Source organism: Pedobacter riviphilus, assembly GCF_014692875.1.
Classification (GTDB): Bacteria; Bacteroidota; Bacteroidia; order Sphingobacteriales; family Sphingobacteriaceae; genus Pedobacter; species Pedobacter riviphilus.
The window spans coordinates 2,960,874-2,984,370 of record NZ_CP061171.1; the positions used below are offsets into that span (position 1 = coordinate 2,960,874).

Here is a 23,497-nt window from a genome sequence, read left to right on the forward strand (position 1 = left end):
ATAATTGGACTATGAACGGGCAAAAGTTCTGTCATAGGGTTATTCAAACACAGATTTATTAAAATGGGATTGTATGTATAAAATACTTTGTTACTCCCTTTCAAAACTAGACAATAGATGAAATTAAAAAAGCCCTTCAATCCTGAGAGGGCTTTTTCATAGTCGTCTATCCCTATAAGTAGGAATTTCAAAACTAATTAATGCTTTTTATATTTTTTGGGGTTGAATAAACTGAACAGATTTTTTTTTTGGCTTAATTCATCTTTATTTTTTCAGCTAAATATGCCATTTAAACGACTATAATACATTATTACTCTACTCCCTTTGCATTAGTAGGAATAACATACAGCGATTTTGAAGCCGTAATAAAAAGCAAGTTTTTATCTTTTCCACCAAAACAAACATTACCACACCACTGTTCAGGCACTTCAATATGACCGATTTGTTCGCCTGTTGGTTTGTAAATATTCACCCCTTTTCCGGTTACATAAATATTTCCCTCACTATCTAAAGTCATCCCGTCAGAATGCTGGTTAAGAATAAGTTGTCTGTCTGCTAATTTGGCATCGGTACCAATACGATAACGATAAGTTTTATTCGCATCCATATCGGCCACATACAAAAATTTACCATCTGGAGTACCTACAATACCATTAGGTTTAATCACATCATTAGCAACGATAACAGCTTCTTTTTTCCCTTTTGGCAGATAGTATACCTTTTGGCCTTGAATCTCCGGTGCTTTTCTACTCCAGTAATCGCGCTGATAATAAGGATCGGTAAAATATATTCCACCTTTAGCATCCAACCAGATATCGTTCGGACCATTTACCTTTTTACCTTCATAATCGCTGAAGAGCACTTTTATCTTCTTGTTTTTATCGATAGACCAGATCTGGTTATGTTCGTCGGCACACACAATCAAGTTTCCTTTCTTATCAAAATAAGTTCCGTTTGCCCTACCCGATTTATCCATATATAAACTCAAATTACCATCAATGTCGTATTTCCAGATCTTATCGTTAGGTTGATCAGTAAAAAAAACGTTTCCCTGTTTATCAACAGATGCACCTTCAGTAAACTTAAACTGCGACGAAATCAACTTTAAACTATCCTGGACAAAAAGGTTTTTTCCTGCACTTTGTGCAAATGAAATGGTGCTTAAGGCTATGAAGGCAAAAAAGACGAAATATTTTTTCATTTTTATTTTTTAAAAAAACCTGATAGGTTTATAACGATATCAACTTACCCGTTTTCCTTTCAGCAACATATTTAATGCATCGTTCAGCGTTCCGGCTTTTTGCACTTCGCCTTCATTTACAAAATAAATTTCGTCGGCATTTTCAATAGTATTTAAACGGTGAGCAATAATTACCAATGTAGTTTCTTTTGATAGTTTATTTAAAATGCTTCCCAAAAGTTGTTCGGTTATGGTATCGATATTGGCTGTAGCTTCATCAAGAATCAATAATTCAGGATTTCTAAGCACGGCACGCATAAAAGCTATCAGTTGTTTCTGTCCCAAACTGATACTATCTGATGCTGAAGTAATCTGTGTATTTAATCCTTCATCAAATATGGCTAAAAGTGCATTCAGGTTGGCCTCTTCAATTATTTTCTCCAGCTGCTCATCACTTACCTCCTTATATAAACTGTTGCCATATAAAATATTCTCTTTTACTGATCCAGTAAATAAAAATGGCTCTTGCAATATGAAACCGATTTTTTGTGTCCGTTCTTCTGCAGAAAATGAACGGATATCCCTGCCATTTAATAAAACAGTTCCTTTTGTGGCATCGTATAAACGGGAAATTAATGAAGCAGTTGTAGTTTTCCCACCTCCGGTTGGTCCAATTAGGGCGTAAGTTTTACCTTTTTCGAACCTTAAGTTAATGTTATGCAGGATTTCTTTACTATCATCATAAGAAAAATGAACATTTTTAAACTCGAGCAAAGCAGCATCTGAGGTAATATTTTCGTCAACTTTAACCTGTTTTAAGTTACTCTCTAATGATAAGATCTGTGATATCCTGTCCCAACCTGCCATGGCAACCTGAAAACTGGTCCAAAGTGCGGCCAACTGCCTCAGTGGATTATAAAAATTGGTGGTATAAGAAATATAACTCACCAATAAGCCCAAGGTGAAATTGCCCTTAGAAATTAAATAAACACCAAAAAGTAAGGTAATTAGTTGTGCAATACTCGATAATAGCCCATAAACAGGTACAAAAATATTGTTGGCCAAACCTGCACCAATCGCCGTTTTATAATTTTCGGTATTGGCTTCGTTAAAACGTTTCCTAAAATAATCTCTGCGGTTAAAGGCAATAATCACTTTAAAGTTGTTCAGGCTTTCCTGTATTTCGGCGCTCATTCCGCCAACACTTTTTAAATTTTTAGCATTTTTTCCCTTTACCCAAGGCGATAAAGCCACTGTAAAAAGAACAATTACAACCGCCGGCGAAAGTGTTGCCGCACCAAGTTCCGTGTTAATTGAAAGCAGGAAAATACCTGCGCCGATCATGGTTACAATACTGCCTATAAACTGCATTAGCGACTGCGAGAAAAACTGGTTCAGCTTATCGGTATCGTTATTCACCCTCGAAATCAGATCACCTGCTTTATTCTGGTTAAAAAAAGAAACAGGTAATTCCTGTAATTTATTAAAAATGGCATTACGTAAAGTGTATAACATCCGCTGGCCTACTCCGCCCATTAACCTGGTTTGAGTGTAACCGGTTACCATGGCAATCATATACATTACCAATAGTATACCACCAAAAACAAGAACACCATGAAACTGTTTAGTGCGGATATAAGTATCAACTGTATGGCCGACCAACAATGGCCCTAAAAGCAATAAGCCTGAATTTACCAAAATGGCAATCAGTGCCAGCCAAAGGTTTTTACGTTCGACTGAAATGAGTTTAAGCAGGCTTTTCAGTGCTTTAAAAGTAGATTGCTTTTCCTGCCTGGTACTAAGCTGGTTAAGATTGTAGTTCATAATTACTGGTGCTCTGTTGTGAATTGTAAATCTGAACATATTCCGGACTGCTTTTCAGCAATTCCTGATGGGTTCCTTCTGCAATGATTTCGCCCTGCATCAGCAAGATCACTTTATCGTAATGTTCAACAGAAGCTATTTTTTGTGTAATGGAAAGTAAAGTTAAACCTGGATAATTTTGTTGGATGTTCTCTAAAATCCTTTTCTCCGTATTGGTATCAACACGGGCCGTAAAATCATCAAGCAATAAGATCTTCGGATTCACCGCTAAAGCCCTGGCCAGCATAATCCGTTGTTTTTGTCCACCCGAAAGGCTGTTTCCCCGTTCAGAAACAATGGTGTTCAACTGATCGGGTAAAGCGCTTACAAAATCTTTAAGTTCGGCAGTAGCAATGGCCTTAGCCAGCGATTCGTCTGTAACGGTATCGCTAAAGGCAATATTTTCCCTAATGCTCATGTTGAACATAATGCTGTCCTGAAATACAAAACCAACCTGTTGATGGAAATTCTCCTGATTGTATTGTTTAATCTCTTTACCATCAAACAATACCAATCCCGAATCGGCATCTATCAAACCTGTTAAAATATAGAGCAATTGTGTTTTACCCGCAGCCGTAGGCCCAATAATGGCCGTTTTAGAGCCCGCTTTTGCAGAAAACGAAACCGATTTTAAAACCGGTTTTTGACCGAAATTCATGTTAACATCTTTCACTTCCACATCGCCCTTTAATTGTGTTGTCAGCGTACCTGGATGTTTAACCTCGATAGCATTCAGCACACTTTCTATCCGCTGATACGATGCTGTAGCCTGTGCAATAACATTGCTCATAAAACCGATTACCAAAATAGGAAATATGATGAGCGTGAGGTAACTGCTAAAAGCCGTAAACTCTCCCAACGTCATCGAATTGGTAATTACAAAATGACCGCCCAGCACCAAAATGCACAAACCAGATAAATTGGCTGTAAAAACAATAACTGGGATCAAGGCTGCAAACATCCGCAGAATGGATATCCCTAAATCTCTCGCTTTGGCATTTGCATCTAAAAATTTATTGTATTCTAAAGTTTGAGAGTTAATTACCCTTATTAAAGCTGAACCTAAAATACTTTCGCTGATTACTTTGTTCAACCAATCGATCACTTCCCTGCTCTTTTTGAAAAGCACTTTTACCTTGCTTAATACATAAAAAAATGCACCGCCAATAATCGGCACAATCGCAATTACACAAAGTGCAAGTTTCCAGTTGATCATTAAGAGCAAAATACTCGCCCCAACAATTAAAAATATAGATGAACAGATAGAAACGATAGCCTGCGAAACAAACATTTTGATCGAATCGGCATCGGCCGTAAGGTTAGTCAACAGCTTTGAGGGGTTAGCCTGAATAATGTAGGCATGGCTTTGTCTCGAAATCTGATCAGACAGCCTTGTTCTTAAATCTCTTGCTACACGTTCAGAAGCATAGGTTTGTACAATGCTCTGTAAATAAGTAAAAATAAAAACCAGAACAATGGCCAGCGAAAATTGAAGCAAGATGGATTGAAGATTGAAAGTTTTGTTGGTATAAGAATCGATACCACCGGCAATAATCTTTGGTAAGAGTAAGTTGATGCCGTTACTGAGCAATGCAAACAGGATTAGCATAAAAATTAAGCCCCTGTAGTTTCCAAGTAAACTGAAAATACTTGGCTTTTTGGCTTCTTTGGTTTTTTCCATATCAAATGAAGATACCTTAAATTGTAGGTTCCAAATTTAGCCGAATTAATTGATATCGATTGTAAGAAAGATATTAAGGAAGAAATATATTTATGAATGAGCGAAATAACTGTACAAGAATTAGGTCCATTCAGTCATTCGCTCATTCAACAATTAACCGATTTAACGGTTTAAACAATTAACCACTTATTTACTTTCCTTCAAAACCATATCAATGGTAATGGCAGTGGCCACAATTGCTACCTTCTGGTTGCTTTCCGCATAACTGGGATCGATAGAAACATTGTATTTATCGGCTGTGGTAAAAACTTCTTTCAAAGCGCCAGCCCATTTTTTATTTATTTTGCCCATTTCGGCACCTACATTATTGGTAATGCTGAAATTCCAGGCTTTCCAATCGCCAGATATTTTTGCAATCTCCTCGCCCGATGTCGGGCTCGAAATGGTAAAAGTTGGCTTGAAGAATTTAAATTTTTGTTTAATAATACCCACTTCAACACCTAAGGGATCGGTAACGATAATTTTCGACATCCAGAATGTCCAGCCTCTGGTAATGGTAGCCTGCAACTGGTCGTTGGTATCGGTAATTTCTAATTTAAAAGGCATCATTCGCTTATCAACCAACAAGGTTAGAACCTTGTGCCAGCCAGAAATACGCTGTTTAATAATCCCGATCTGAGCACCCTGATCGTTGTAAACTTTGTACTCGTTCGCAAACTTTAAAAAGTTTACTTTCTCGTCAATAAAATATTCATCGCTTAAAAAAAATGGAGGAATCTGCTTGTTCATATTGTAGATTTAATATTAGATAAGTTGCGAAAATATATATTTTTTTCGATTACAAGATCAAATAAGGTGTCTTCGTGGGTCGTCATTCCCAACTTGATTGGGAATCTTAAAACTTTAGCTAGGTTTACATATCGCTTTAAGATTCCCGCCTGCGCGGGAATGACGACCGTTCTTCTATAATCTGTTGCTGGTAGCCATTGCGCAAGGCCGAAGTAAAGAACATTTTTTCTGTTTTGCTCCGGTACCTTTCCAACAGATTTAAAACCAATTTGCAACTAAACATTGCTACCTTTGCAGCAAAAGCCATTGAAGAAAATGGTTAAACCCAAAACAAATGATTGAAATAGGAAAATACAACGAGTTAAGGATTTTAAGCAAAACAGAAGCCGGATTAAACTTAACCGACGGCGATAAACTAGTGGTACTGCCTTACCAATATGTTCCAAATGGTGTAGAAATTGGCGATAACATTAATGTTTTTGTATTTGTGCAAAAAGACGGCCGCTTAACAGGAACTACTCAAAAGGCATATGCCGAAGTGGGCGATTTTGCTTTTTTGAAAGTAGTTTCTGATGGTGATGATGGCGTTTTTATGGACCTCGGTATTGATAAAGACGTATATGTTCCGGATCGCGAGCAAAAAAGGCCCATGCAAAAAGGCTATAAGTATGTGGTTTACCTATATTTAGACGAAAGTACCGGTCGCTTGTTGGCTTCTTCTAAACTGTATGATTTTGTTGAAGAAGAGGACTTCGATTTCGAAGAAGGTGACGAAGTAAGTTTATTGATTACCGAAGAAACCGATCTTGGTTTCAATGCCATTATCAACAATACTTATATCGGTTTGCTATACAATAATGAGGTTTTCGATAATATCCAACCAGGTGATCTGCGTAAAGGCTGGATCAAGAAAATCCGTGTGGAAGGCAAGATCGATTTAACCCTGCAACCTAGCGGTTATGGTCATATCCTCGATTCGAAAGAGATGGTGTTAAAAGAACTGAAAAAAAGTGGTGGTGTGATTGAATTGGGCGACAAAAGTTCCCCAGAAGATATTTACCATCGTTTCCAGATCAGTAAAAGTGCTTTCAAAAAAACCATTGGTTCATTATACAAAGAGCGCTTAATTGTACTTTCTGACGATTCGATCAGATTGATTACAGACGATGAGACAGAATAATTTATTTCATAAAATCATTACGATTGGTCGTCATTCCCAACTTGATTGGGAATCTTAAAGCGCTTGCATTACGATTCCCGCCTGCGCGGGAAAGACGACCAATCATGAATTAACCAGTAAAACTTACTATAAATCTAATTCAAATTAAACTTCTCGCTCTGAATTTTCACTGTATTCGAGGCCGAAACAATGGCCACGATCATAATTCCGATTACAATAGCTAAAATAACCTGCAAGGTAGAATATATCTTTGTTCCCGAAACGAAGATCTTTGAACCTTTAATCAGATCATTCCCAACTTTAGATTGTATTTTAATGAGCGCCGAAAGTTTAGCCAAAGTCTGGTTTGTAGCTTCCCTACCCAACGACTCATAAATTGCCCTCTCCTCTGTACCAGCCATGTTCAAAATTTTAACCTCCAATCCTTGCTGAACCGTTAATGCCCTTTTAAGATCGTTTAGAAAACTTTTTTCCTGCTTTACCAATAAAGTAAGTTCATATTTATTAATTACTGAATCTATTTTACGGTTGTGTTTATTCATTTTAACCAAACCCGCTGAGGGATGAATAATGTTGTTACCCAATAATATATCTTGAAGGATCTCTTTTTTATAATAAAGGTTTTCGGCAATAAAATATAGGTCTGTTGCCGGAACAAGCCTGTCATTGTACATGGAAATAAAAGATTCGTTAATCTGCTCTACACTTTTATCTTCCAAAAAGCGGATCAACAAGGTGCAGCACATGATGCAGAAAAGCAGGAAAGCTATTTTTAGCTTGTTTTTAAGACTAAAGGCAAATTTCATAATATAATTGGTTAGTATCTAAACTTCACTTGCTTTGACCGTCACCCTGAATTCATTTAAGGGTCTTGTAGCAGGAAAGATGTTGAAATAAATTCAGCAGACGATAGCTACTAAAAGTAATCCTCCTGCGCGGTTTTCGCGAAAAGTTGTGGCGCAAAATTGACTAAATATAACTCTTTTTTTGCTCGTGTTACAGCCGTGTATAACCAGCGGAGAAAATCGAGATCAATCATTTCTTCAGTTAGATAACCCTGATCAGCAAAAACAGCATCCCACTGTCCACCCTGTGCTTTATGACAGGTTACCGCATAAGCAAACTTAATTTGCAGGGCGTTATAAAAAGGATCGGCCTTAATGGCCAGCATCCGTTGCCTTTTATTGGCAATGTGTTCGTAATCTTCATTAAGTCCATCAAACAACTTTTTATTCTGCTCGTAAGGTAGATTTGCACTTTCTAAATTTAAGGTATCTAACATTACTTTGCAGCTAATCTGTCCTGCAGCGGGGAAATCCATAAACTCTAAAGTGGCATCAGCAAAACGGAATCCATAACGTTCTTCTTCTCCCCTCACGCGAATCACCTTTGCCATATCACCATTGGCAATAAAAGCCGTATCCTCGTTCTCTGGCAGCCAGAAATAATTGTTGCGCACCACCATAATCTGATCGCCACCTGTTAACTCTTCCTCGCGATACAGCAACCTTGCTCTAATCTGCTGGTTATACACATTGGCCGATTTATTGGAACGGCAAACCACCAGGGTATTTTCCATGCCGAATTTGCGGTAAGCATATTCCAGTCCTTCAACTAAACGTGCCCCAGGCATATTATAGATATCTGTATAACTTTTAGTCAGGAATTTAGGCATCGGATTTTCAGGATTTTTAGCAATCTGATTTCTCAACATGGTGGCATTGGCCAAAATACCCGATTTCTTTCCTTGCCTAACCACTTCCTTTAACTCGACAGATGACACGGTTAACGCAAATTTATCTTTGAGGTACTGTTCGTTCAGGGCCGGGCTATCTAAACTCCCCACGGGGGTAGCTGTGCCGTATCGCCTACAAAAAGCAAAAAACAATTTTTGGTGTTATATACAAACTCGAGCAGATCTCTTAATATCGAAGAACCTGTTTCGTTAAATTCATCGGCTATCATAGAAGCCTCATCGATAATAAACAATGTATTTTCGGCGAGGTTCGGTGCCAACTGAAACTGCATTTCCGGCGATGCTGCAGAGCGTTTGCGGTAAATCCGTTTATGTATAGTTAGCGCCTTCCGAAAAGAATATTGACTCATTACTTTCGCGGCCCTTCCGGTTGGTGCCAGTAACTCACTACGCAGGTTAAATTGTTTCAAGACCTTTACCAAAGCTGCTACAGAAGTAGTTTTACCCGTACCTGCATATCCTTTCAGCACAAAACAGCGGTACTCATCGTCCTGTTGCAAAAACAACGCCATCCGTTCGCAAAAAAGCAATTGCTCCTTAGTTGGGCTATGTTCGTATGCTGAAGCAATAAGCTGGCTTTTATCCTTGATCATTTAGGGTTTTGATTCTGAATTGGTAAATTATATAAAATTCGCTACCTGAAAATTGAAAAACTGGTTAATCCGTTAACGGTTTACGGCTATCGTTCATAAAAAACATTTTTTTGTTTTGAAAAGCAATTGCAATGCTAATCGGTTCCGGCAGTCCGTCTTTCCGCTATATCCCCGATGAAACCTATGAAACACTTAATGGCCCTTAAATCGGGGATGCCGCTTCAATACGGTTTAAGCGGCAAAGATAATGCTCTTTTTTAAGGGCATTCTGCCTAAACAATAAAACAATGTAACAATCAAGCAATTTTCGTTATAAGAGAAGTGTTTCAATGCGGTGCGCCATTACCATATTTTGTTTTTTGCTATAACTGAAAATAGTAAAATGGCCATCCTGAGAGGCTACCAAACCAATAGACTGTGGCTGATCGTTAACAAACTGTGCCACAGAAAAATGCCGCGTACCACCAAGTTGTCCTGGATAAAGAATTTTATCTTCACCACCAACAATGGGCTCCGAAAATGCAATCTGTTCTACCGTTGGTTTACCTTTAGCACGGCCGATTTTTGCACCAAATGCAATCAGATCAAATTCTTCGTTGATGATTGTTGCACCATCAACCGCTGTTAAACCCGCCAAATGATCAACCTCGCGACGCACAGCCCCCTGCGAAAAAATTTCGCTCTGATTACCGCTCTGTTTCGCCAGGTTGGATAATCCACAGAATGGAGGTTCTATCAAATACTGTATCGGGTGGATAATCGATTCTTCCCATTTCGTATCGCCTTTCGGCACAATTAACAAGGCTCCCCCCGACCATGCGCACGCATGGAAACCGAAAATTGAATCAAAATATTGATCGGATCATTCCAGCTGGCTAAAACAGTGAGATCTAACAAGGCCTGTAAAATAGGCGGGCAATCCTTATTCGTACAACTTCTATCGTCTACAATGCGGATCTGCTCCCCTTTTAGCACAGCAACGTTGGTAAACTTACCAATGCCATAAATCCTCCTGTGTTTAATTACAATTAATCCAGGTTCCGAAACATCAACCACAAAACAAAAGTTCGGAATATTAAGGGTTGTGCCCCAGATATAAAGTTCGCCATCTTCTTCCCAAACGCCCAGATGGATACCAGAGCGTTCAATCCCAGGTGCTATTTTGGTTAAGGTATTGGCATTTAATGCTAACTTTTTGGCAAAATGCAATGGTTTCGAGGTTTGTTCAGGAGGTAAAAAAGCAATCGAAATCCGTGGCGAATGCCCCTCCTCCTTACGTAAGCTGCTCCAAAAAGCAACATCAATTATTGCTTCAATTATTTTTTGACCTGGTTGAGTAGCCAAATCTATCTCACCTTGTGCAATTGCATTTTTATGCAATTTAACAAAATGTTGCTCAATAGTTGCTGCAATCGTGTTTGCCGCTTTGTAGGTAGGCTTGTAACTCATGTTCCGAATTTAAGCCGAATATTTCGATTTTTGAATATCCTAAAGGTTTGATTTTGGTAAAAAAACACAGACATTTTTACCACAGACTTTCACAGATGAACACAGATATTTTTGATGTTCTTTTTACCGCAAAGCGCACAGAGATAAGATTAACCACAAAGACGCAAAGAACACGAAGTTAACTGTATATTTGAGCGAATATTAATTCACTCAAGTGTCTCTTGTAGTAGAAAAAAGCGTTGGTTCATTGGGCAATTGGTAAGGAAAATGACTAGGAATTGTTTCCATGAACTCCGTGTTTCCGTGGCAAAAAAACTAAAGCACTGGGGGCAAAACCAAAAAATTCACCCCCATCTTACCGTTAATCCTCAAAAAAGTCTATTTTTGTTTCAATGAGTAACAACAGTCTCTTATTAGTCGATCCGGATTTTAAAGCTGATGCATCTGCAAACTGCCATTTATTATTAAAAATAACGAATGACAGCTTTTCTTATGCTGTGGTAGGTAAGGGTACGGAAGAGATTAATATTATTTTTGATAAACAAGGCTGTGAAGATGTACAGAAAGAACTAAAATCTGCATTCGAAACCGATCGTTATTTATCATTAAACTATGCAACGGTAAAAGCGGCAATACATACGTCGAATTTTATTTTTATCCCTGATGAATGGTTTGATGGCGAAAACCTGACCGTTTATTCAAAATATTTAGGTTCCGATGCTAAAGTTTATACTAAACACAACGATAAGCTGGGTTTTAATACTATTTTTTGTTTAGATGAGGATTTGAAAGCAAATTTGCCTGAAAAAACAGATTTATTTCCCCAGTCTGAACCCCTCATGGCTTTATTTAACCATTTGGCAGACGAATCTTTATTAATCGATTTTACAGCAGTATCTTTTAATGTATTATACATAAAAGATAAAAAGATTGTTTTTCAAAACCATTATCAATCAGAAAATGCAGAGGAGTTTAATTATTTCCTGTTGTTAATGATCGAACAACTGGATTTAAGTGATACTATTCCCGTTTATTTACAAGGAATTATTAACGAAGATGATGAGCATTACAACTGCTTATTAAAATATTTTAACCAACTTTATTTCTTCCTTCCTGCTGGAAAACAAAATAGCGAGCTATTGGCCGATATGCCTAAGCACTATTTCAGCGGCCTACTTGCTTTAGATTTATGCGAATAATTGGCGGCAAATTAAAGGGCATCCGTTTGCAGCCCCCTGCAAATTTACCGGTACGCCCAACTACGGATATGGCCAAAGAAGCGCTTTTCAATATCCTCAACAACAAATATGATTTCGAATCCTGTTCTGTTTTAGATTTATTCTGCGGTACCGGAAATTTAACTTTTGAATTTGCCTCGCGTGGCGCAGAAAGTATTTTAGCAGTTGATATGGATTATGGCTGCGTAAACTGGGTTAAAAATACCGCAAAACAATATCAGTTCGATCAGATTGATGTGCGTAAAGGTGATGTTTTTAAATTATTAAAACAGATGACCGGCGCTTACGACCTGATCTTTGCCGATCCACCTTACAATATGCCTAACATTCCACAGATTCCGGTAATGGTAAAGGAGCAACAATTGCTTAAGCCTAATGGCTTGTTAATTGTAGAACACCAAAGTAACATGAAACTGAACAGCCAGCCCGGCTACACCGAAACCAGAAAATACGGCAATTCATCGTTCAGCTTTTTTGAGTTATAGTAGTTCAATCGTTCATTGGTCATTAGTTCATTGGTTAATGGCGCATCGTTAATTTATTTTTAGAATTGAGCACACAGCGCGTTATGGCAGTCTTCAGTCCTGCTTTTCATTGCAATCAGGCTTAAAATGAGCGGTCTGCTCCAGCTATAGTGCTGCTGAACTTCTTAATGTCCTTAATTTCTTAGCGGTAAAAGATTAAGCCAGGTGTATTACGTAAATCTGTGTTTCTGTAGGAAAAAATACCGAAGACCCTGAATCGTCATGCTGAATTTATTTTACAAGTAGAAATAGTGTTTTCAATTGTCTTGTAGCTACTACGTGGTCAGCATCTTTTAGTATAAAGACCCTGAATTAAATTCAGGGTGACGACCGACTTAATTTGAGATGAATCCAACTTCGTCCTTTCGCCATAAAAATCTATATTTGAATCATGAAGATAGCGCTATTTCCAGGCTCATTTGATCCGATCACTATTGCTCACGTAAACATTTTACAACGTGCCACTCCACTTTTCGATAAAATTGTAGTGGGTATCGGACTAAACAGTTCTAAACAGAATTTCTTAAGTGCAGAGCAGCGTCTCCAGATTTTACAGACTGTTTTTAAAGGCTATCAAAATATCGAAATCCAAACTTACGAAGGTTTAACAGTAGATTTCTGCAGGAAAATTGATGCCAAATATATGGTACGCGGTATCCGTTCAGCATCTGACTTTGAATATGAAAGAGCCATCGCACAGATCAATCAGACCATGATGCCCGAAGTAGAAACCATTTTACTTTTAAGCAAACCCGAATATTCTGCCATTAGCTCTACCATTGTACGCGATATTTTAAGAAACCACGGCGATGTAAGTCCATTTGTGCCTAAAGAAGCACTTAAATTTTTATAATTTTTAGTGATGTAGTGTCTGGTGCTACGACCTGACAGATAGATGCATTTACATACATATTTCTAATCTGCATTTTGTGTCAGATAGAAATATCTGACACCACCATCATAAACTTCAACCACTAAAAAAATGTCAGTCTGGGCAGAGTCGAAGCCTTTTACCCTATCCTTGCTCATCCTCCTTTACAGTAGTTTAATATTATTTAAATTTAAAATGTAACGTTTTAAAGAATCGGTTACCAATGGGTTATAATATTAAATGAAAGAAGCAGAAAATACATTCCTCACCCTGATCAATCAGCACAAAGCGATTATACATAAGATTTCTAAAATGTATATGAACAGTGCCGAAGAACAACGTGATCTGTTTCAGGAAATCGTATTACAGCTATGGAAAGCCTATCCCACTTTTAAGGGCAAGGCCAAATTTACCACCTGGATGTATCGTGTCTGTTTAAATACAGCTTTAATCTATTTTAAAAAGGACAATAGAAAAGTAGATAAAACACCATTGGATGAAAATATTGATGTAATAGATGTAAATGAAAGTGCCGAAAAGGAAGAAAAACTAGCCTATCTGTATACTGCCGTGCAAGAGCTGAATGTGATAGAAAAAGCATTGATATTTCTCTTCCTCGAAAATCAATCTCATCGCGAAATTGCCGAAAACCTGGGAATTAGCGAAGTAAATGCACGGGTTAAACTCAACAGAACTAAAGAAAAATTACAATTCATCATAAAGAAAAACGGTTATGAATTTTGACGAAATTAAAAATGAATGGAATACTGAAAGTCCGGAAGGAAACAACATTTCTACCAGCATGCTTAAAATAAAACAGGCACATACCCCAATTGATAAAATAAGAGGAAAAATGAAACATGAGTTTTTCTACCAGATTTTCTTTTTGATGCTCATGGCCTTTGTTCCTTACCTTTTTGGTTTCTCATCGGTAATGAACCAGGTATTTTTAATGTTTTATGCCATCATCTGCGGATTTACAGCTTATTATTTTTTTAAGTTTTACCTGTTCTATAAAAACTCTTACGATATGAGTTTAGATACACGCAAAAACATCCTCTGGTTTTTCTACGAAATGAAACTGAATATCGAACTGTATAAAGCCCTCACCTACATTATTGCCTTTATCGGCATCGCATTCATTACAGTTTATTTGTTTATAGAAAAGGCTTCTATTTTCAATAAAATTTTAGCTAAGCTTTCACCTGTTTACATCTTATTAAACTGTTTTGTTACCATTCTGATTATTGGCGTCATAACAGAACTATGGGCCTGGTTTTATTACGGAAAATACCTAAAACAGGTTAAAAAGGTAGTTGATGAGTTGGATTATGAATAATCTGTGCAGTCAGATGTTACCATCTGACTGATAAAGGACCAATTCATTGATTTTTAGATGAATTTGCATGCGTAAGATAGCAATATCTGACACCACAAGATGTGTAGTCGGATGTTACCGTCTAACGCTTTGGGAGTTCTTACAAAATCCCGCCAGCCCTCAGCACATCCATAATTGATGGAAAAGTATTTTTAACTACTGGCGAAATGTGGTTTTTATCAAGCCAAACTGCTTCATCAATGCCTTCTTCTTTTTGAGGAATCAATTTTGGTTCGCCTTTAACCTTCATTTTGTACCAGTTAGTTTTCTTGATTACCATTTTAGTCCCAATTGGGTAAACATGATAGGTTTTACAAAGTTTTTCTTCGCGCTTAAAAACCCTGATTCCACACTCTTCCTCTACCTCACGAACAGCGGCTTCTTTCATTTTTTCACCTTCTTCTAATTTCCCTTTGGGTAGATCCCACTTTTTGTTCCTAAAAATAAACAAAAAATTACCATTTGCACTCTCTACCAGGCCACCAGCGGCCTTAATAATGGTACAATCTTTCTTTAATTTTTTAAAGGTTTCCTGAGGATTTTTTGTCAAGAAAATATAACTCTTTTTAGAGCCATTTTTTAGTTTTTTGTAGAACGTTTGCAGATTGAAATCCTGAAATTCTAGTTGTTGAATTTTTTCTTTTTGCTCTGGCAAAAAGTCTGATATAAACAAAGTGTTATCGTTGATATAAATTCTATAATTTCTTGGCATATATTTTTAACACACATTAAATAGAGAATAGTGCTTTTTTTTTATAGCAACCTGCTCCTTTCCCGATTACATTTAAAGAGTTCTTTCTGCGAAACCTATATATTTTGCAATGCTCTAAAAGTAGAAAAATTGTTGGGTTATTTATAGGATATAAAAAAAGGTTACAACAATTAATGTTGTAACCTTATCTAAATTAACGCTCTCAATCAAAGATTGATGCAAGGCTCTCACCCCTTGCTTGATACAAATATAGAATAATTTATTAAACTGATAAAAAAAATCAAAAAATATTTTAGCAATATTAAAACACCGACCCTAAACAACTGAAGACTAACAGATTATATTTAAATAAAAAATCTTCCTCCTTCAAAACCCAGATACACTAGATTGTAAAAAAAATGGTTTAATAGTAATAATGGAACATTTGAACGGAAAACAGCGTTTATAATTCCGTCAAGGATAAATATTTTTCATAATTTTAGCTTTTTAATCTACTATGCCCATACCTTCATTATCAGAAAAAGATCTGGAAGCATACCGAAGTGATCTTTCTAAACCGGAAAAATCAACAGGCGAGCTCTTCATCAAATTAAATGGGCTTTATCAGCGTTTTGCCAGTAACGAACAGCTTTTGGCAGATTTCGAATATGTTTCGGCACTTAATAGCCTCGAAAATAGCTATGCTTCAAAAAAAGAGCATTTTAACAAAGAAATTATTGAGCTTAAAAGGCAGTTTAAACAACTGGATAACCGCATTGTAGCCGCAGAACAGAAACTTCGCCACGGCATCCCCGAAGACCTGTTGGTAATGGACAAAATTATTGCCGAACAGGAATCTATTGTAGAAGATCAGGAAAAACTGAACAAAGCCGAAACCCATATTGTAGAGCAGGTACGGAAAATCGATATCGAACATGGTAAAGAGCTTCAAAAATTAGAACAGCAACAGAATAACAGAGAAATTCCTTTTAAAAGCAAGTTTTCTGCCTTTAATGAACAGATCAAGAATGCTGAAAAAGAAATTACTTTAAAAGTTAGCGGTTTTTCGCTCCTTGCGATTATCGGTATTCCTTTAATTATAGATTTATTTTTTGGCATGATAGGCCTGCCTACCTTCGCCAAGAATACAAACAACATTATCTTTAACCATTATATTTTTCTGATCAGCCTGATATTGGTCGAATTATTCCTTGCCGATAAAATCAGAAACAGGATTTCACGGATATTATCGATATCTTATCTTAAAGATTCGCTGAATACATTGGGTAACCTATTAACCGAAAACGAAAGACAGCTAGCCAAAGTAGAATCCGAACACCACATCACGCTGTCCGAATTTTTAAAGAAAAATGGAGATGCTTTAAATTATTGAGCCTATCCTTAAACAAAAAGGGATTTAGAAATATTGCAATCTCTAAATCCCCATAATTTTACTCTGGCCTGAACTACAATGTAGCCATATCAATCACAAACCGGTAGCGCACATCACCTTTTTGCATCCTATCGTAGGCATTGTGAATATCTTTTATATCGATAAGCTCGATATCAGATACAATGTTGTTTTCTGCACAAAAATCCAACATTTCCTGAGTTTCGGCAATACCGCCAATACCTGATCCGGCTAAACTTTTTCTGCCACCCAATAAACTGAAAGCAGCAATTTCTGCTGGTTTTGGTGGAACACCCACACAAATATGTGTACCATTTGTCCTTAACAAAGAAAGGTACATATTAAAATCATGTTCAGCAGATACAGTATCCAAAATAAAATCGAAGGTACCTTTAGCTGCTTTAACCTGTGCAGGATCGGTAGTTACCACAAAATGGTGTGCTCCTAATTTTTTAGCATCCGCTTCTTTTTTTGGTGAAGTACTTAATACCGTTACCTCAGCGCCAAAAGCTACACCAAATTTCACCGCCATATGGCCTAAACCACCTAAGCCAAGTACAGCCAGTTTATGGCCTTTTCCTACTTTCCAGTATTTTAACGGCGAATAAGTGGTAATACCTGCACATAAAAGTGGTGCTACGGCAGCAAGATTTAATTTATCTGATACATGAAGTACAAATTCTTCCCTTACTACAATCGTATCCGAATAACCACCATAAGTTGGTGTTTTACCATCTCTTTCAAAACTATTGTATGTTTGTGTATTTCCTTCTAAACAATATTGTTCTAAATCTTGTTTACAGTTTTCGCAAACCTGGCAAGAATCTACCATACAACCTGTACCAGCAAGGTCGCCCACCTTAAATTTCTTAACGTGATCTCCAACCTTCACTACCCTGCCCACAATTTCGTGACCAGGAACCATTGGGAATATTCCTGGAAACCAATCGTTTTTTATCTGGTGCAGATCTGAGTGGCAAACTCCACAGAAAAGTATTTCGAACTGCACATCATGGGGACCTACTTCCCGGCGCTCAAAATTCCAGGGTGCAAGATCAGTTTCGGCATTTTGTGCCGCATATCCTTTTGTTGCTATCATAAAAATTTAAATTAATTAGACCACAACAAATGTAAACAGCAGTTTGTTAAGAATAATTACGCAAATCAAATAAATCATTGCAAAATTCAAACAATCAATTACAACATCAATCCCTTTAATTGGGCATACTGCAGCAGCATAATGGTTTTACCATCCTTTATTTCACCAGATTTTATCATTTCAAGCGCCTTTTCAAATGGTAATTCCAAAACCTCTATATCTTCATTTTCTTCTTGCAGTCCTCCTCCATCATGCAATTTCATATCGTATGAATATGCTGCAACAAAAAAGTATAATAGCTCGGTAACCGAGCCGGGCGACATATAGGCCTCGAACACTTTTTCTACCTGATCGATCCTAAATCCGGTTTCTTCTTCAGTTTCTCTTCTGATACAATCTTCCGCATTATCCTCATCCAATAGTCCGGCGCAGCACTCAATCAGGTAACCCGTACCATTTCCATTAATAAATGTTGGTATCCTGAACTGCCGGGTAAGTACAACCGTTTTAAATTGTTTATTATACAATAAGATTGTAGCGCCATTACCTCTATCATAAGCTTCTCGTTCTAAAATAGATTTAGTGCCATCAATCCCCATCATTTCGAAAGTTACTTTTTTAAGTGTATACCAATTATCTGATAGAATTTGGGTATTTAGGATATTAATATTTTTCATAAAATGATTATTTTTGATTGATTATGATTATTTTTGATCGAATTAAATCATTATATATGACATTTCAAAAAAGGGCGCATAAAATTCTCGAACTTTTAGAGGAGCTTGGCGAGGTTGATATTAGGCAATTAGCAGCTGAGATTAATGTTTCTGAAGTTACCGCAAGAAGAGACCTGACCATTATGGCAGCTAACGGACTGCTTTACCGTACCCATGGAGGTGCAATGAAAATAAGTGAATTAATAAAACCAGTATCATTTGCCAATAAGGCTGTAGTAAATTTAAAAGCAAAAGATGCGATCTGCAAAAGGGCTGCCGAAGACATTATTGATGGTGATGTTATATTTATCGATTGCGGGAGCACAGCTTTTAGGTTATGTCAGTTTATCAAAAACAAAAAAATAAAAGTGATTACCAATTCTCTACCGGTAGTAAATGAACTACAGCACAGTGCCGTAACCATTAACCTTATTGGAGGTGAGGTTGATACAACCAGACAAGCTGTTCATGGAACGATGGCATACGAACATATTACCAGATATCACGCTTCGAAAGCCTTTTTAGGTGTAGATGGGATCACTGCTGAGGGATTATATGCAGGCAGTGAGCACGAGGCTTCCAATACTTTAGCTATGGCATCGCAAAGCGATTGCGTTTATATGCTTTGCGATGCCAGCAAAATAGGAAAAACATCATATTTAAAATTTAATGATTTATCGCTCGTAGATATTTTAATTAGCGACTATAATGCGCCCGAAATAATAGAATTCCAGTCCAAAGGGATATCAGTACTTTCAGTAAAGGTATAAAACTGACGAATAATAGATTGGGCATTCAAAAAGCTAAATATGAGTCTGGTTAGCGGGTGGCGAGTACTGAAATAATCGGATCTAAAACAATTACACCCGAGTTTGGTTAAGACAGCCGGTTTTTAATGAACGTTACAGAAAGTTAACAACATGATAATTATAATATAATGAGCGTTGCTTTTAGCCCCTACCATTCTTTATTACACTGATTTACAGGAAGTCGCAAGAAACAGCTTTTAGCATCCATCAAAATTTCCGATATTTGTAGTATTGGAATGTCGAAATCAAATCCCGATTCCTACATTTTTCTTCCCCAATGTAAAACAAAGGGGTTTAATAAACGTTATGACAAACACAAATAAATCTGTAATTTTGAGCCATGTATAATAAAAGTGATATTGAATTAAAGGTAGCGGAATTTTTATTACAGATAAAAGCAATTAAATTACAGCCAAACAATCCCTTCACTTGGGCATCAGGCTGGAAATCGCCAATTTATTGCGACAATAGAATTACCCTTTCCCACCCTCAAGTTAGAACTTACATCCGCCAGAAACTGGCACAGGCCATACAAGAAGAGTTTGGTTCGGTAGATGTTATTGCAGGTGTTGCAACCGCAGGTATCCCACAGGGCGTTTTAGTAGCTCAAGAGCTTGGCTTACCTTTTATTTATGTAAGAGCGAAGGCCAAAGAACATGGCACTGGAAGTTTAATTGAAGGTGAAGTGGTAGAAGGTCAGCGTGTGGTAGTGATTGAAGATTTAATTTCAACCGGAAAAAGCAGTTTACAGGCTGTTGAAGCACTAAGAGCTGCAGGCTTATCGGTAGCTGGTTTAGCAGCAATTTTCACTTATGGTTTCGAAAAAGCAGACGAAAATTTCGCAGCTGCAAAATGTCGTTACTTAACCTTATCAAACTATGGCGCTTTAATCGATTATGCTGCCGAGCACAGCATTATTGCCAAAAGTGATATGGAATTATTGAGCAAATGGCGTTTAAACCCTTCAGAATGGGGACAAGGACAGGTTTTGAGTTCGGAGTCTTAAGTTTTGAATAAAAAAAAAACCAATAAAAAATATATAATGACTGTTATTGAAAGCACAGTAGAGGTAAATAAACCGGTTACAGAGGTTTATGCATTTCTATCCAATATGAACAATCATCAGCAACTGATGCCAGAAAATATCTACAACTGGGAATCTACTGAAGATGATGCACGGTTTACCATCCAGAATATGGCAAAATTGGCTATTAAGATTTCTAGCCGTATCGAAAACCAAGAAATAACAGCAATTCCGAGCGAAAAAGCACCTTTTGATGTAGAATTAAAATGGACGGTTACAGATAACGGAAATGGAACAACTACAGCCAAACACATCATCTCAGCAGATTTGAACATGATGATGAAAATGTTGGCATCTGGTCCACTACAAAAACTGGCTGATCACCAAACGGAAAAACTGAAAGAGATCTTAGGTTAAAAAAGTGATTGCATAGATTTAATTGACTGCACAGATAAAGAAGACGAGCTCATCCTCGTCTTTTTTTTATGCGTAAAAATTCTATTGTGTTCTTATAACAGTAGATTATTTTAATACCTTAGTTTTCGGAATAACTTTAAACTATGAATCTCAGATTTCTTCAGGTAACAACTCTATTTTTTGTCCTTGCTCCTATTTCCAAAACATTTGCTCAATCCCTTACCGCTTTAAAAACCGAATATTTGGTTAACCCCATCGGCTTAGACAATCCTAACCCGCGTTTTACCTGGCAAATGAACGATGCCAGCCAAGGTGCCAAACAAACAGCCTACCGCATTCTTTTAGATACCGATTCGGCCTCGCTTGTTAAAGCCAATGCAAAACTTTGGAATACGGGTTGGGTTAAATCAGATAATCATCTGGTTATTTATTCTGGCCCGTTACTAAAACCTTTTACTAAATACTTCTGGCGAGTAGATATTGCAGATGGAAGGCAAAAGAAATCGAACAATACATCTATCGCCAGCTTTGAAACAGGCATGATGAAAATGGAAAACTGGCTGGGCGCCTGGATTTCGGATACCGAGAATATCCAACTTAAACCTGCGCCCTATTTCAGAAAGACCTTTATTGCAAATAAAAAAATCAGGTCGGCCAGAGCCTACATCGCCGCAGCTGGCTTGTACGAACTCTCTATCAACGGCAAAAAAATCGGCAATCATCGAATGGACCCGATGTACACCCGTTTTGATAGAAGAACATTATACGTTACCTACGATGTAACTCCGGCCATCAGCCAGGGCAAAAATGCCATCGGTGTTTTACTGGGCAATGGATGGTATAATCATCAATCAACTGCAGTTTGGTACTTCGACCGCGCACCATGGCGTAACAGACCCGCTTTTTGTCTTGATATACGTATCACTTACGAAGATGGCACAACCGAAATCATTAAATCGGGTAAAGAATGGAAAACAGCTTTAAGTCCGATTATTTTTAATAGTATTTATACCGCCGAACACTACGATGCCCGCCTGGAAAAAGCAGGTTGGAACATGCCAAACTTCGACGATACAGATTGGAAAAATGTGATTTACCGTTCAGCTCCCTCTAAAAATATTGTTGCGCAGGCTATGCACCCTATCCGCAATGTTGAACAAATAGCTAGCAAAAGTTTAAGGAGGTTTAACGATACCACATACCTATTCGATCTGGGCAGAAATATTTCGGGAGTAAGCAAAATCACGGTAAGTGGCCCGGCAGGAACGGTGATAAAACTGAAACATGGAGAGCGTTTATATGCCAATGGGCACGTGGATATATCGAATATTGACGCCCATTACCGTCCAACTGATAATACTGATCCATTTCAGACGGATATCCTGATTTTAAACGGGAAAGGTGAACAAAGTTTTATGCCTTATTTCAATTACAAGGGTTTTCAATATGTAGAAGTAAGCAGTTCTATTCCCATCGAATTGAAAAAAGAAAATCTGGTGGGTTACTTTATGCATAGTGATGTTCCAGTTGTTGGTGATGTTAAATCTTCAGAATCGATTATTAATAAAATCTATTACGCCACCAATAATTCTTACCTGTCGAATCTTTTTGGCTACCCTACAGATTGTCCGCAGAGGGAAAAAAATGGCTGGACGGGCGATGCTCAGATTGCGATAGAAACTGGTCTTTATGGATTTGACGGCATTACCATTTACGAAAAATGGCTAGCCGATCACCGTGATGAACAACAGCCAAATGGTGTTTTACCTTCCATTATCCCTACCGATGGCTGGGGTTACGAATGGGGTAACGGACCAGACTGGACCAGTACAATCGCCATTATTCCATGGAATGTTTACCTGTTTTATGGCGACAAGAAACTACTTGCCGATTGTTATGAAAATATCAAAAAATACGTAAACCACATCGATGAAAGCTATCCAACTGGTTTAACCACTTGGGGTTTGGGCGATTGGATTCCAGTGAAATCAAAATCTCCTGTCGAACTTACCTCTACCTGTTATTATTATGCTGATGTGGTTATTTTGGCAAAGGCAGCAAAAATTCTCGGTAAAAATGATGATTATGAAAAGTACATCGCCCTGGCAAAAAAAATTAAGGATGCCTTTAATGCAAAATACCTGAACAAAGAAAAAGGAATCTACAATACTGGTATCCAAACTGAAATGAGCGTTCCGTTGTACTGGAAAATTGTTCCTGAAGAATCGATTGCCCTTGTTGCTGAAAACCTGGCCAAACGCGTAGAAGCCGATGGTTTCCACTTGGATGTGGGATTATTGGGCACAAAAGCCATTTTAAATGCATTGAGTGAAAACGGCTATAGTGATATTGCTTATAAAGTTGCCGCTCAAAAAACCTATCCAAGCTGGGGCTGGTGGATGGAAAATGGCGCCACCACTTTATACGAGAACTGGCCTATAGATGCAAAATCGGATATTTCTATGAACCATATTATGTTCGGAGAAATTGGTGCCTGGTTGTACAAATCGCCAGGTGGTATTAAGCCAGATGAAAAACAGCCTGGCTTTAAACATGTGATATTGGATCCTCATGTTATGGAAGGCCTAAATTCTTTTGAAGCCAGTCACATTGGTCCGTATGGCAAAATTGTAAGTGCATGGAAAAGAATTAATAATGGAATCAGATACGACATTACCATTCCAGCGAATTCTACAGCGACCATTAATTTGCCACTTACACGTGGCATGAATATTTATATAAATGGTAAAATAAACAACATTGGGAAGATAGATTTAGAAGCTGGTAGGTATATAATCGAACATAAAGTCCAAAAATAATCCAGACTT

The 23,497-nt window shown here is 37.6% G+C and carries 21 protein-coding genes and 1 pseudogene; 11 read left to right on the forward strand and 11 right to left on the reverse strand.

Going from position 1 to position 23,497, the window contains the following annotated elements:
• Nucleotides 1-310 precede the first annotated feature (310 nt).
• From H9N25_RS12185 to H9N25_RS12200, 4 genes are all read right to left on the reverse strand, one after another.
• Nucleotides 311-1,201 (reverse strand): SMP-30/gluconolactonase/LRE family protein, encoded by an 891-nt coding sequence (locus H9N25_RS12185; RefSeq protein WP_167295013.1) that lies wholly within the window; start codon nucleotides 1,199-1,201, stop codon nucleotides 311-313.
• Between the two features lie 39 nt (nucleotides 1,202-1,240).
• A complete protein-coding gene (locus H9N25_RS12190) occupies nucleotides 1,241-3,004 on the reverse strand; it encodes an ABC transporter ATP-binding protein (protein WP_190326046.1) in 1,764 nt (587 codons plus the stop codon).
• Nucleotides 2,988-4,724 (reverse strand): ABC transporter ATP-binding protein, encoded by a 1,737-nt coding sequence (locus tag H9N25_RS12195; RefSeq protein ID WP_190326047.1) that lies wholly within the window; start codon nucleotides 4,722-4,724, stop codon nucleotides 2,988-2,990. The genes H9N25_RS12190 and H9N25_RS12195 overlap by 17 nt, the downstream gene beginning before the upstream one ends.
• Nucleotides 4,725-4,910: 186 nt before the next feature.
• A complete protein-coding gene (locus H9N25_RS12200; protein ID WP_190326048.1) occupies nucleotides 4,911-5,513 on the reverse strand; it encodes an LURP-one-related/scramblase family protein in 603 nt (200 codons plus the stop codon).
• Nucleotides 5,514-5,847: 334 nt separating this feature from the next.
• Here H9N25_RS12200 and H9N25_RS12205 point away from each other — a divergent pair, with 334 nt between their 5' ends.
• Nucleotides 5,848-6,693: a CvfB family protein gene (locus H9N25_RS12205; RefSeq protein ID WP_190326049.1), complete on the forward strand. Its 846-nt coding sequence runs from the start codon at nucleotides 5,848-5,850 to the stop codon at nucleotides 6,691-6,693.
• Nucleotides 6,694-6,827: 134 nt separating this feature from the next.
• Here the strand turns inward: H9N25_RS12205 and H9N25_RS12210 are convergent, their stop codons facing one another.
• The 4 genes and pseudogenes from H9N25_RS12210 to H9N25_RS25300 form a co-directional block, all read right to left on the reverse strand.
• The gene (locus tag H9N25_RS12210) at nucleotides 6,828-7,499 is read right to left on the reverse strand and encodes an MCP four helix bundle domain-containing protein (RefSeq protein WP_190326050.1); all 672 of its coding nucleotides are present in this window, start codon (nucleotides 7,497-7,499) and stop codon (nucleotides 6,828-6,830) included.
• A gap of 110 nt (nucleotides 7,500-7,609) precedes the next feature.
• Nucleotides 7,610-9,042: pseudogene (locus H9N25_RS12215) on the reverse strand (ATP-dependent DNA helicase).
• Nucleotides 9,043-9,352: 310 nt separating this feature from the next.
• Nucleotides 9,353-9,835: a hypothetical protein gene (locus H9N25_RS25295; protein ID WP_330221033.1), complete on the reverse strand. Its 483-nt coding sequence runs from the start codon at nucleotides 9,833-9,835 to the stop codon at nucleotides 9,353-9,355.
• A gap of 2 nt (nucleotides 9,836-9,837) precedes the next feature.
• Nucleotides 9,838-10,491: a putative sensor domain DACNV-containing protein gene (locus H9N25_RS25300; RefSeq protein ID WP_330221034.1), complete on the reverse strand. Its 654-nt coding sequence runs from the start codon at nucleotides 10,489-10,491 to the stop codon at nucleotides 9,838-9,840.
• A gap of 392 nt (nucleotides 10,492-10,883) precedes the next feature.
• Between H9N25_RS25300 and H9N25_RS12225 the strand changes: the two genes are divergently transcribed.
• The 5 genes from H9N25_RS12225 (at nucleotide 10,884) to H9N25_RS12245 (ending at nucleotide 14,463) form a co-directional block, all read left to right on the forward strand.
• Nucleotides 10,884-11,690, forward strand: a complete 807-nt coding sequence (locus H9N25_RS12225; protein ID WP_190326051.1) for a DUF3822 family protein — start codon at nucleotides 10,884-10,886, stop codon at nucleotides 11,688-11,690.
• Nucleotides 11,681-12,214: a 16S rRNA (guanine(966)-N(2))-methyltransferase RsmD gene (rsmD, locus tag H9N25_RS12230; RefSeq protein ID WP_190326052.1), complete on the forward strand. Its 534-nt coding sequence runs from the start codon at nucleotides 11,681-11,683 to the stop codon at nucleotides 12,212-12,214. The genes H9N25_RS12225 and rsmD overlap by 10 nt, the downstream gene beginning before the upstream one ends.
• A gap of 430 nt (nucleotides 12,215-12,644) precedes the next feature.
• Complete coding sequence (coaD, locus tag H9N25_RS12235; RefSeq protein ID WP_167295023.1) at nucleotides 12,645-13,106, forward strand: pantetheine-phosphate adenylyltransferase; 462 nt, start codon at nucleotides 12,645-12,647, stop codon at nucleotides 13,104-13,106.
• 258 nt (nucleotides 13,107-13,364) lie between these two features.
• The gene (locus H9N25_RS12240; RefSeq protein ID WP_167295024.1) at nucleotides 13,365-13,868 is read left to right on the forward strand and encodes an RNA polymerase sigma factor; all 504 of its coding nucleotides are present in this window, start codon (nucleotides 13,365-13,367) and stop codon (nucleotides 13,866-13,868) included.
• Complete coding sequence (locus H9N25_RS12245) at nucleotides 13,858-14,463, forward strand: hypothetical protein (RefSeq protein ID WP_190326053.1); 606 nt, start codon at nucleotides 13,858-13,860, stop codon at nucleotides 14,461-14,463. The genes H9N25_RS12240 and H9N25_RS12245 overlap by 11 nt, the downstream gene beginning before the upstream one ends.
• Before the next feature lie 139 nt (nucleotides 14,464-14,602).
• On the opposite strand, the gene H9N25_RS12250 is transcribed toward H9N25_RS12245, so the two are convergent.
• Nucleotides 14,603-15,214: an NUDIX hydrolase gene (locus tag H9N25_RS12250; protein ID WP_167295026.1), complete on the reverse strand. Its 612-nt coding sequence runs from the start codon at nucleotides 15,212-15,214 to the stop codon at nucleotides 14,603-14,605.
• A 496-nt stretch (nucleotides 15,215-15,710) separates the two neighbouring features.
• Between H9N25_RS12250 and H9N25_RS12255 the strand changes: the two genes are divergently transcribed.
• Entirely contained in the window at nucleotides 15,711-16,586 is an 876-nt protein-coding gene (locus H9N25_RS12255; protein WP_190326054.1) for a hypothetical protein, read from the forward strand.
• Between the two features lie 73 nt (nucleotides 16,587-16,659).
• Here H9N25_RS12255 and H9N25_RS12260 read toward each other — a convergent pair whose 3' ends face one another.
• Both H9N25_RS12260 and nudK read right to left on the reverse strand, forming a co-directional pair.
• Nucleotides 16,660-17,703 carry an NAD(P)-dependent alcohol dehydrogenase gene (locus H9N25_RS12260; protein ID WP_167295028.1) on the reverse strand — a complete coding sequence of 348 codons (1,044 nt, stop codon included), beginning with the start codon at nucleotides 17,701-17,703 and terminating at the stop codon, nucleotides 16,660-16,662.
• Nucleotides 17,704-17,801: 98 nt separating this feature from the next.
• Entirely contained in the window at nucleotides 17,802-18,380 is a 579-nt protein-coding gene (gene nudK / locus H9N25_RS12265; RefSeq protein ID WP_190326055.1) for a GDP-mannose pyrophosphatase NudK, read from the reverse strand.
• Between the two features lie 56 nt (nucleotides 18,381-18,436).
• Here nudK and H9N25_RS12270 point away from each other — a divergent pair, with 56 nt between their 5' ends.
• From H9N25_RS12270 to H9N25_RS12285, 4 genes are all read left to right on the forward strand, one after another.
• A complete protein-coding gene (locus tag H9N25_RS12270) occupies nucleotides 18,437-19,189 on the forward strand; it encodes a DeoR/GlpR family DNA-binding transcription regulator (RefSeq protein ID WP_190326056.1) in 753 nt (250 codons plus the stop codon).
• A gap of 379 nt (nucleotides 19,190-19,568) precedes the next feature.
• Nucleotides 19,569-20,234, forward strand: a complete 666-nt coding sequence (pyrE, locus tag H9N25_RS12275) for an orotate phosphoribosyltransferase (RefSeq protein WP_167295031.1) — start codon at nucleotides 19,569-19,571, stop codon at nucleotides 20,232-20,234.
• A gap of 36 nt (nucleotides 20,235-20,270) precedes the next feature.
• Nucleotides 20,271-20,669, forward strand: coding sequence for an SRPBCC family protein (locus H9N25_RS12280; RefSeq protein WP_184465601.1), 399 nt, complete (start codon nucleotides 20,271-20,273; stop codon nucleotides 20,667-20,669).
• Nucleotides 20,670-20,812: 143 nt separating this feature from the next.
• The gene (locus H9N25_RS12285) at nucleotides 20,813-23,488 is read left to right on the forward strand and encodes an alpha-L-rhamnosidase (RefSeq protein WP_190326057.1); all 2,676 of its coding nucleotides are present in this window, start codon (nucleotides 20,813-20,815) and stop codon (nucleotides 23,486-23,488) included.
• Nucleotides 23,489-23,497: the final 9 nt, after the last annotated feature.

Coding starts and splice junctions, on each gene's coding strand:
- H9N25_RS12185 (WP_167295013.1), bottom strand. CDS start 1,201: ATGAAAAAATATTTCGTCTTTTTTGCCTTCATAGCCTTAAGCACCATT.
- H9N25_RS12190 (WP_190326046.1), bottom strand. CDS start 3,004: ATGAACTACAATCTTAACCAGCTTAGTACCAGGCAGGAAAAGCAATCT.
- H9N25_RS12195 (WP_190326047.1), bottom strand. CDS start 4,724: ATGGAAAAAACCAAAGAAGCCAAAAAGCCAAGTATTTTCAGTTTACTT.
- H9N25_RS12200 (WP_190326048.1), bottom strand. CDS start 5,513: ATGAACAAGCAGATTCCTCCATTTTTTTTAAGCGATGAATATTTTATT.
- H9N25_RS12205 (WP_190326049.1), top strand. CDS start 5,848: ATGATTGAAATAGGAAAATACAACGAGTTAAGGATTTTAAGCAAAACA.
- H9N25_RS12210 (WP_190326050.1), bottom strand. CDS start 7,499: ATGAAATTTGCCTTTAGTCTTAAAAACAAGCTAAAAATAGCTTTCCTG.
- H9N25_RS25300 (WP_330221034.1), bottom strand. CDS start 10,491: ATGAGTTACAAGCCTACCTACAAAGCGGCAAACACGATTGCAGCAACT.
- H9N25_RS12225 (WP_190326051.1), top strand. CDS start 10,884: ATGAGTAACAACAGTCTCTTATTAGTCGATCCGGATTTTAAAGCTGAT.
- rsmD (WP_190326052.1), top strand. CDS start 11,681: ATGCGAATAATTGGCGGCAAATTAAAGGGCATCCGTTTGCAGCCCCCT.
- coaD (WP_167295023.1), top strand. CDS start 12,645: ATGAAGATAGCGCTATTTCCAGGCTCATTTGATCCGATCACTATTGCT.
- H9N25_RS12240 (WP_167295024.1), top strand. CDS start 13,365: ATGAAAGAAGCAGAAAATACATTCCTCACCCTGATCAATCAGCACAAA.
- H9N25_RS12245 (WP_190326053.1), top strand. CDS start 13,858: ATGAATTTTGACGAAATTAAAAATGAATGGAATACTGAAAGTCCGGAA.
- H9N25_RS12250 (WP_167295026.1), bottom strand. CDS start 15,214: ATGCCAAGAAATTATAGAATTTATATCAACGATAACACTTTGTTTATA.
- H9N25_RS12255 (WP_190326054.1), top strand. CDS start 15,711: ATGCCCATACCTTCATTATCAGAAAAAGATCTGGAAGCATACCGAAGT.
- H9N25_RS12260 (WP_167295028.1), bottom strand. CDS start 17,703: ATGATAGCAACAAAAGGATATGCGGCACAAAATGCCGAAACTGATCTT.
- nudK (WP_190326055.1), bottom strand. CDS start 18,380: ATGAAAAATATTAATATCCTAAATACCCAAATTCTATCAGATAATTGG.
- H9N25_RS12270 (WP_190326056.1), top strand. CDS start 18,437: ATGACATTTCAAAAAAGGGCGCATAAAATTCTCGAACTTTTAGAGGAG.
- pyrE (WP_167295031.1), top strand. CDS start 19,569: ATGTATAATAAAAGTGATATTGAATTAAAGGTAGCGGAATTTTTATTA.
- H9N25_RS12280 (WP_184465601.1), top strand. CDS start 20,271: ATGACTGTTATTGAAAGCACAGTAGAGGTAAATAAACCGGTTACAGAG.
- H9N25_RS12285 (WP_190326057.1), top strand. CDS start 20,813: ATGAATCTCAGATTTCTTCAGGTAACAACTCTATTTTTTGTCCTTGCT.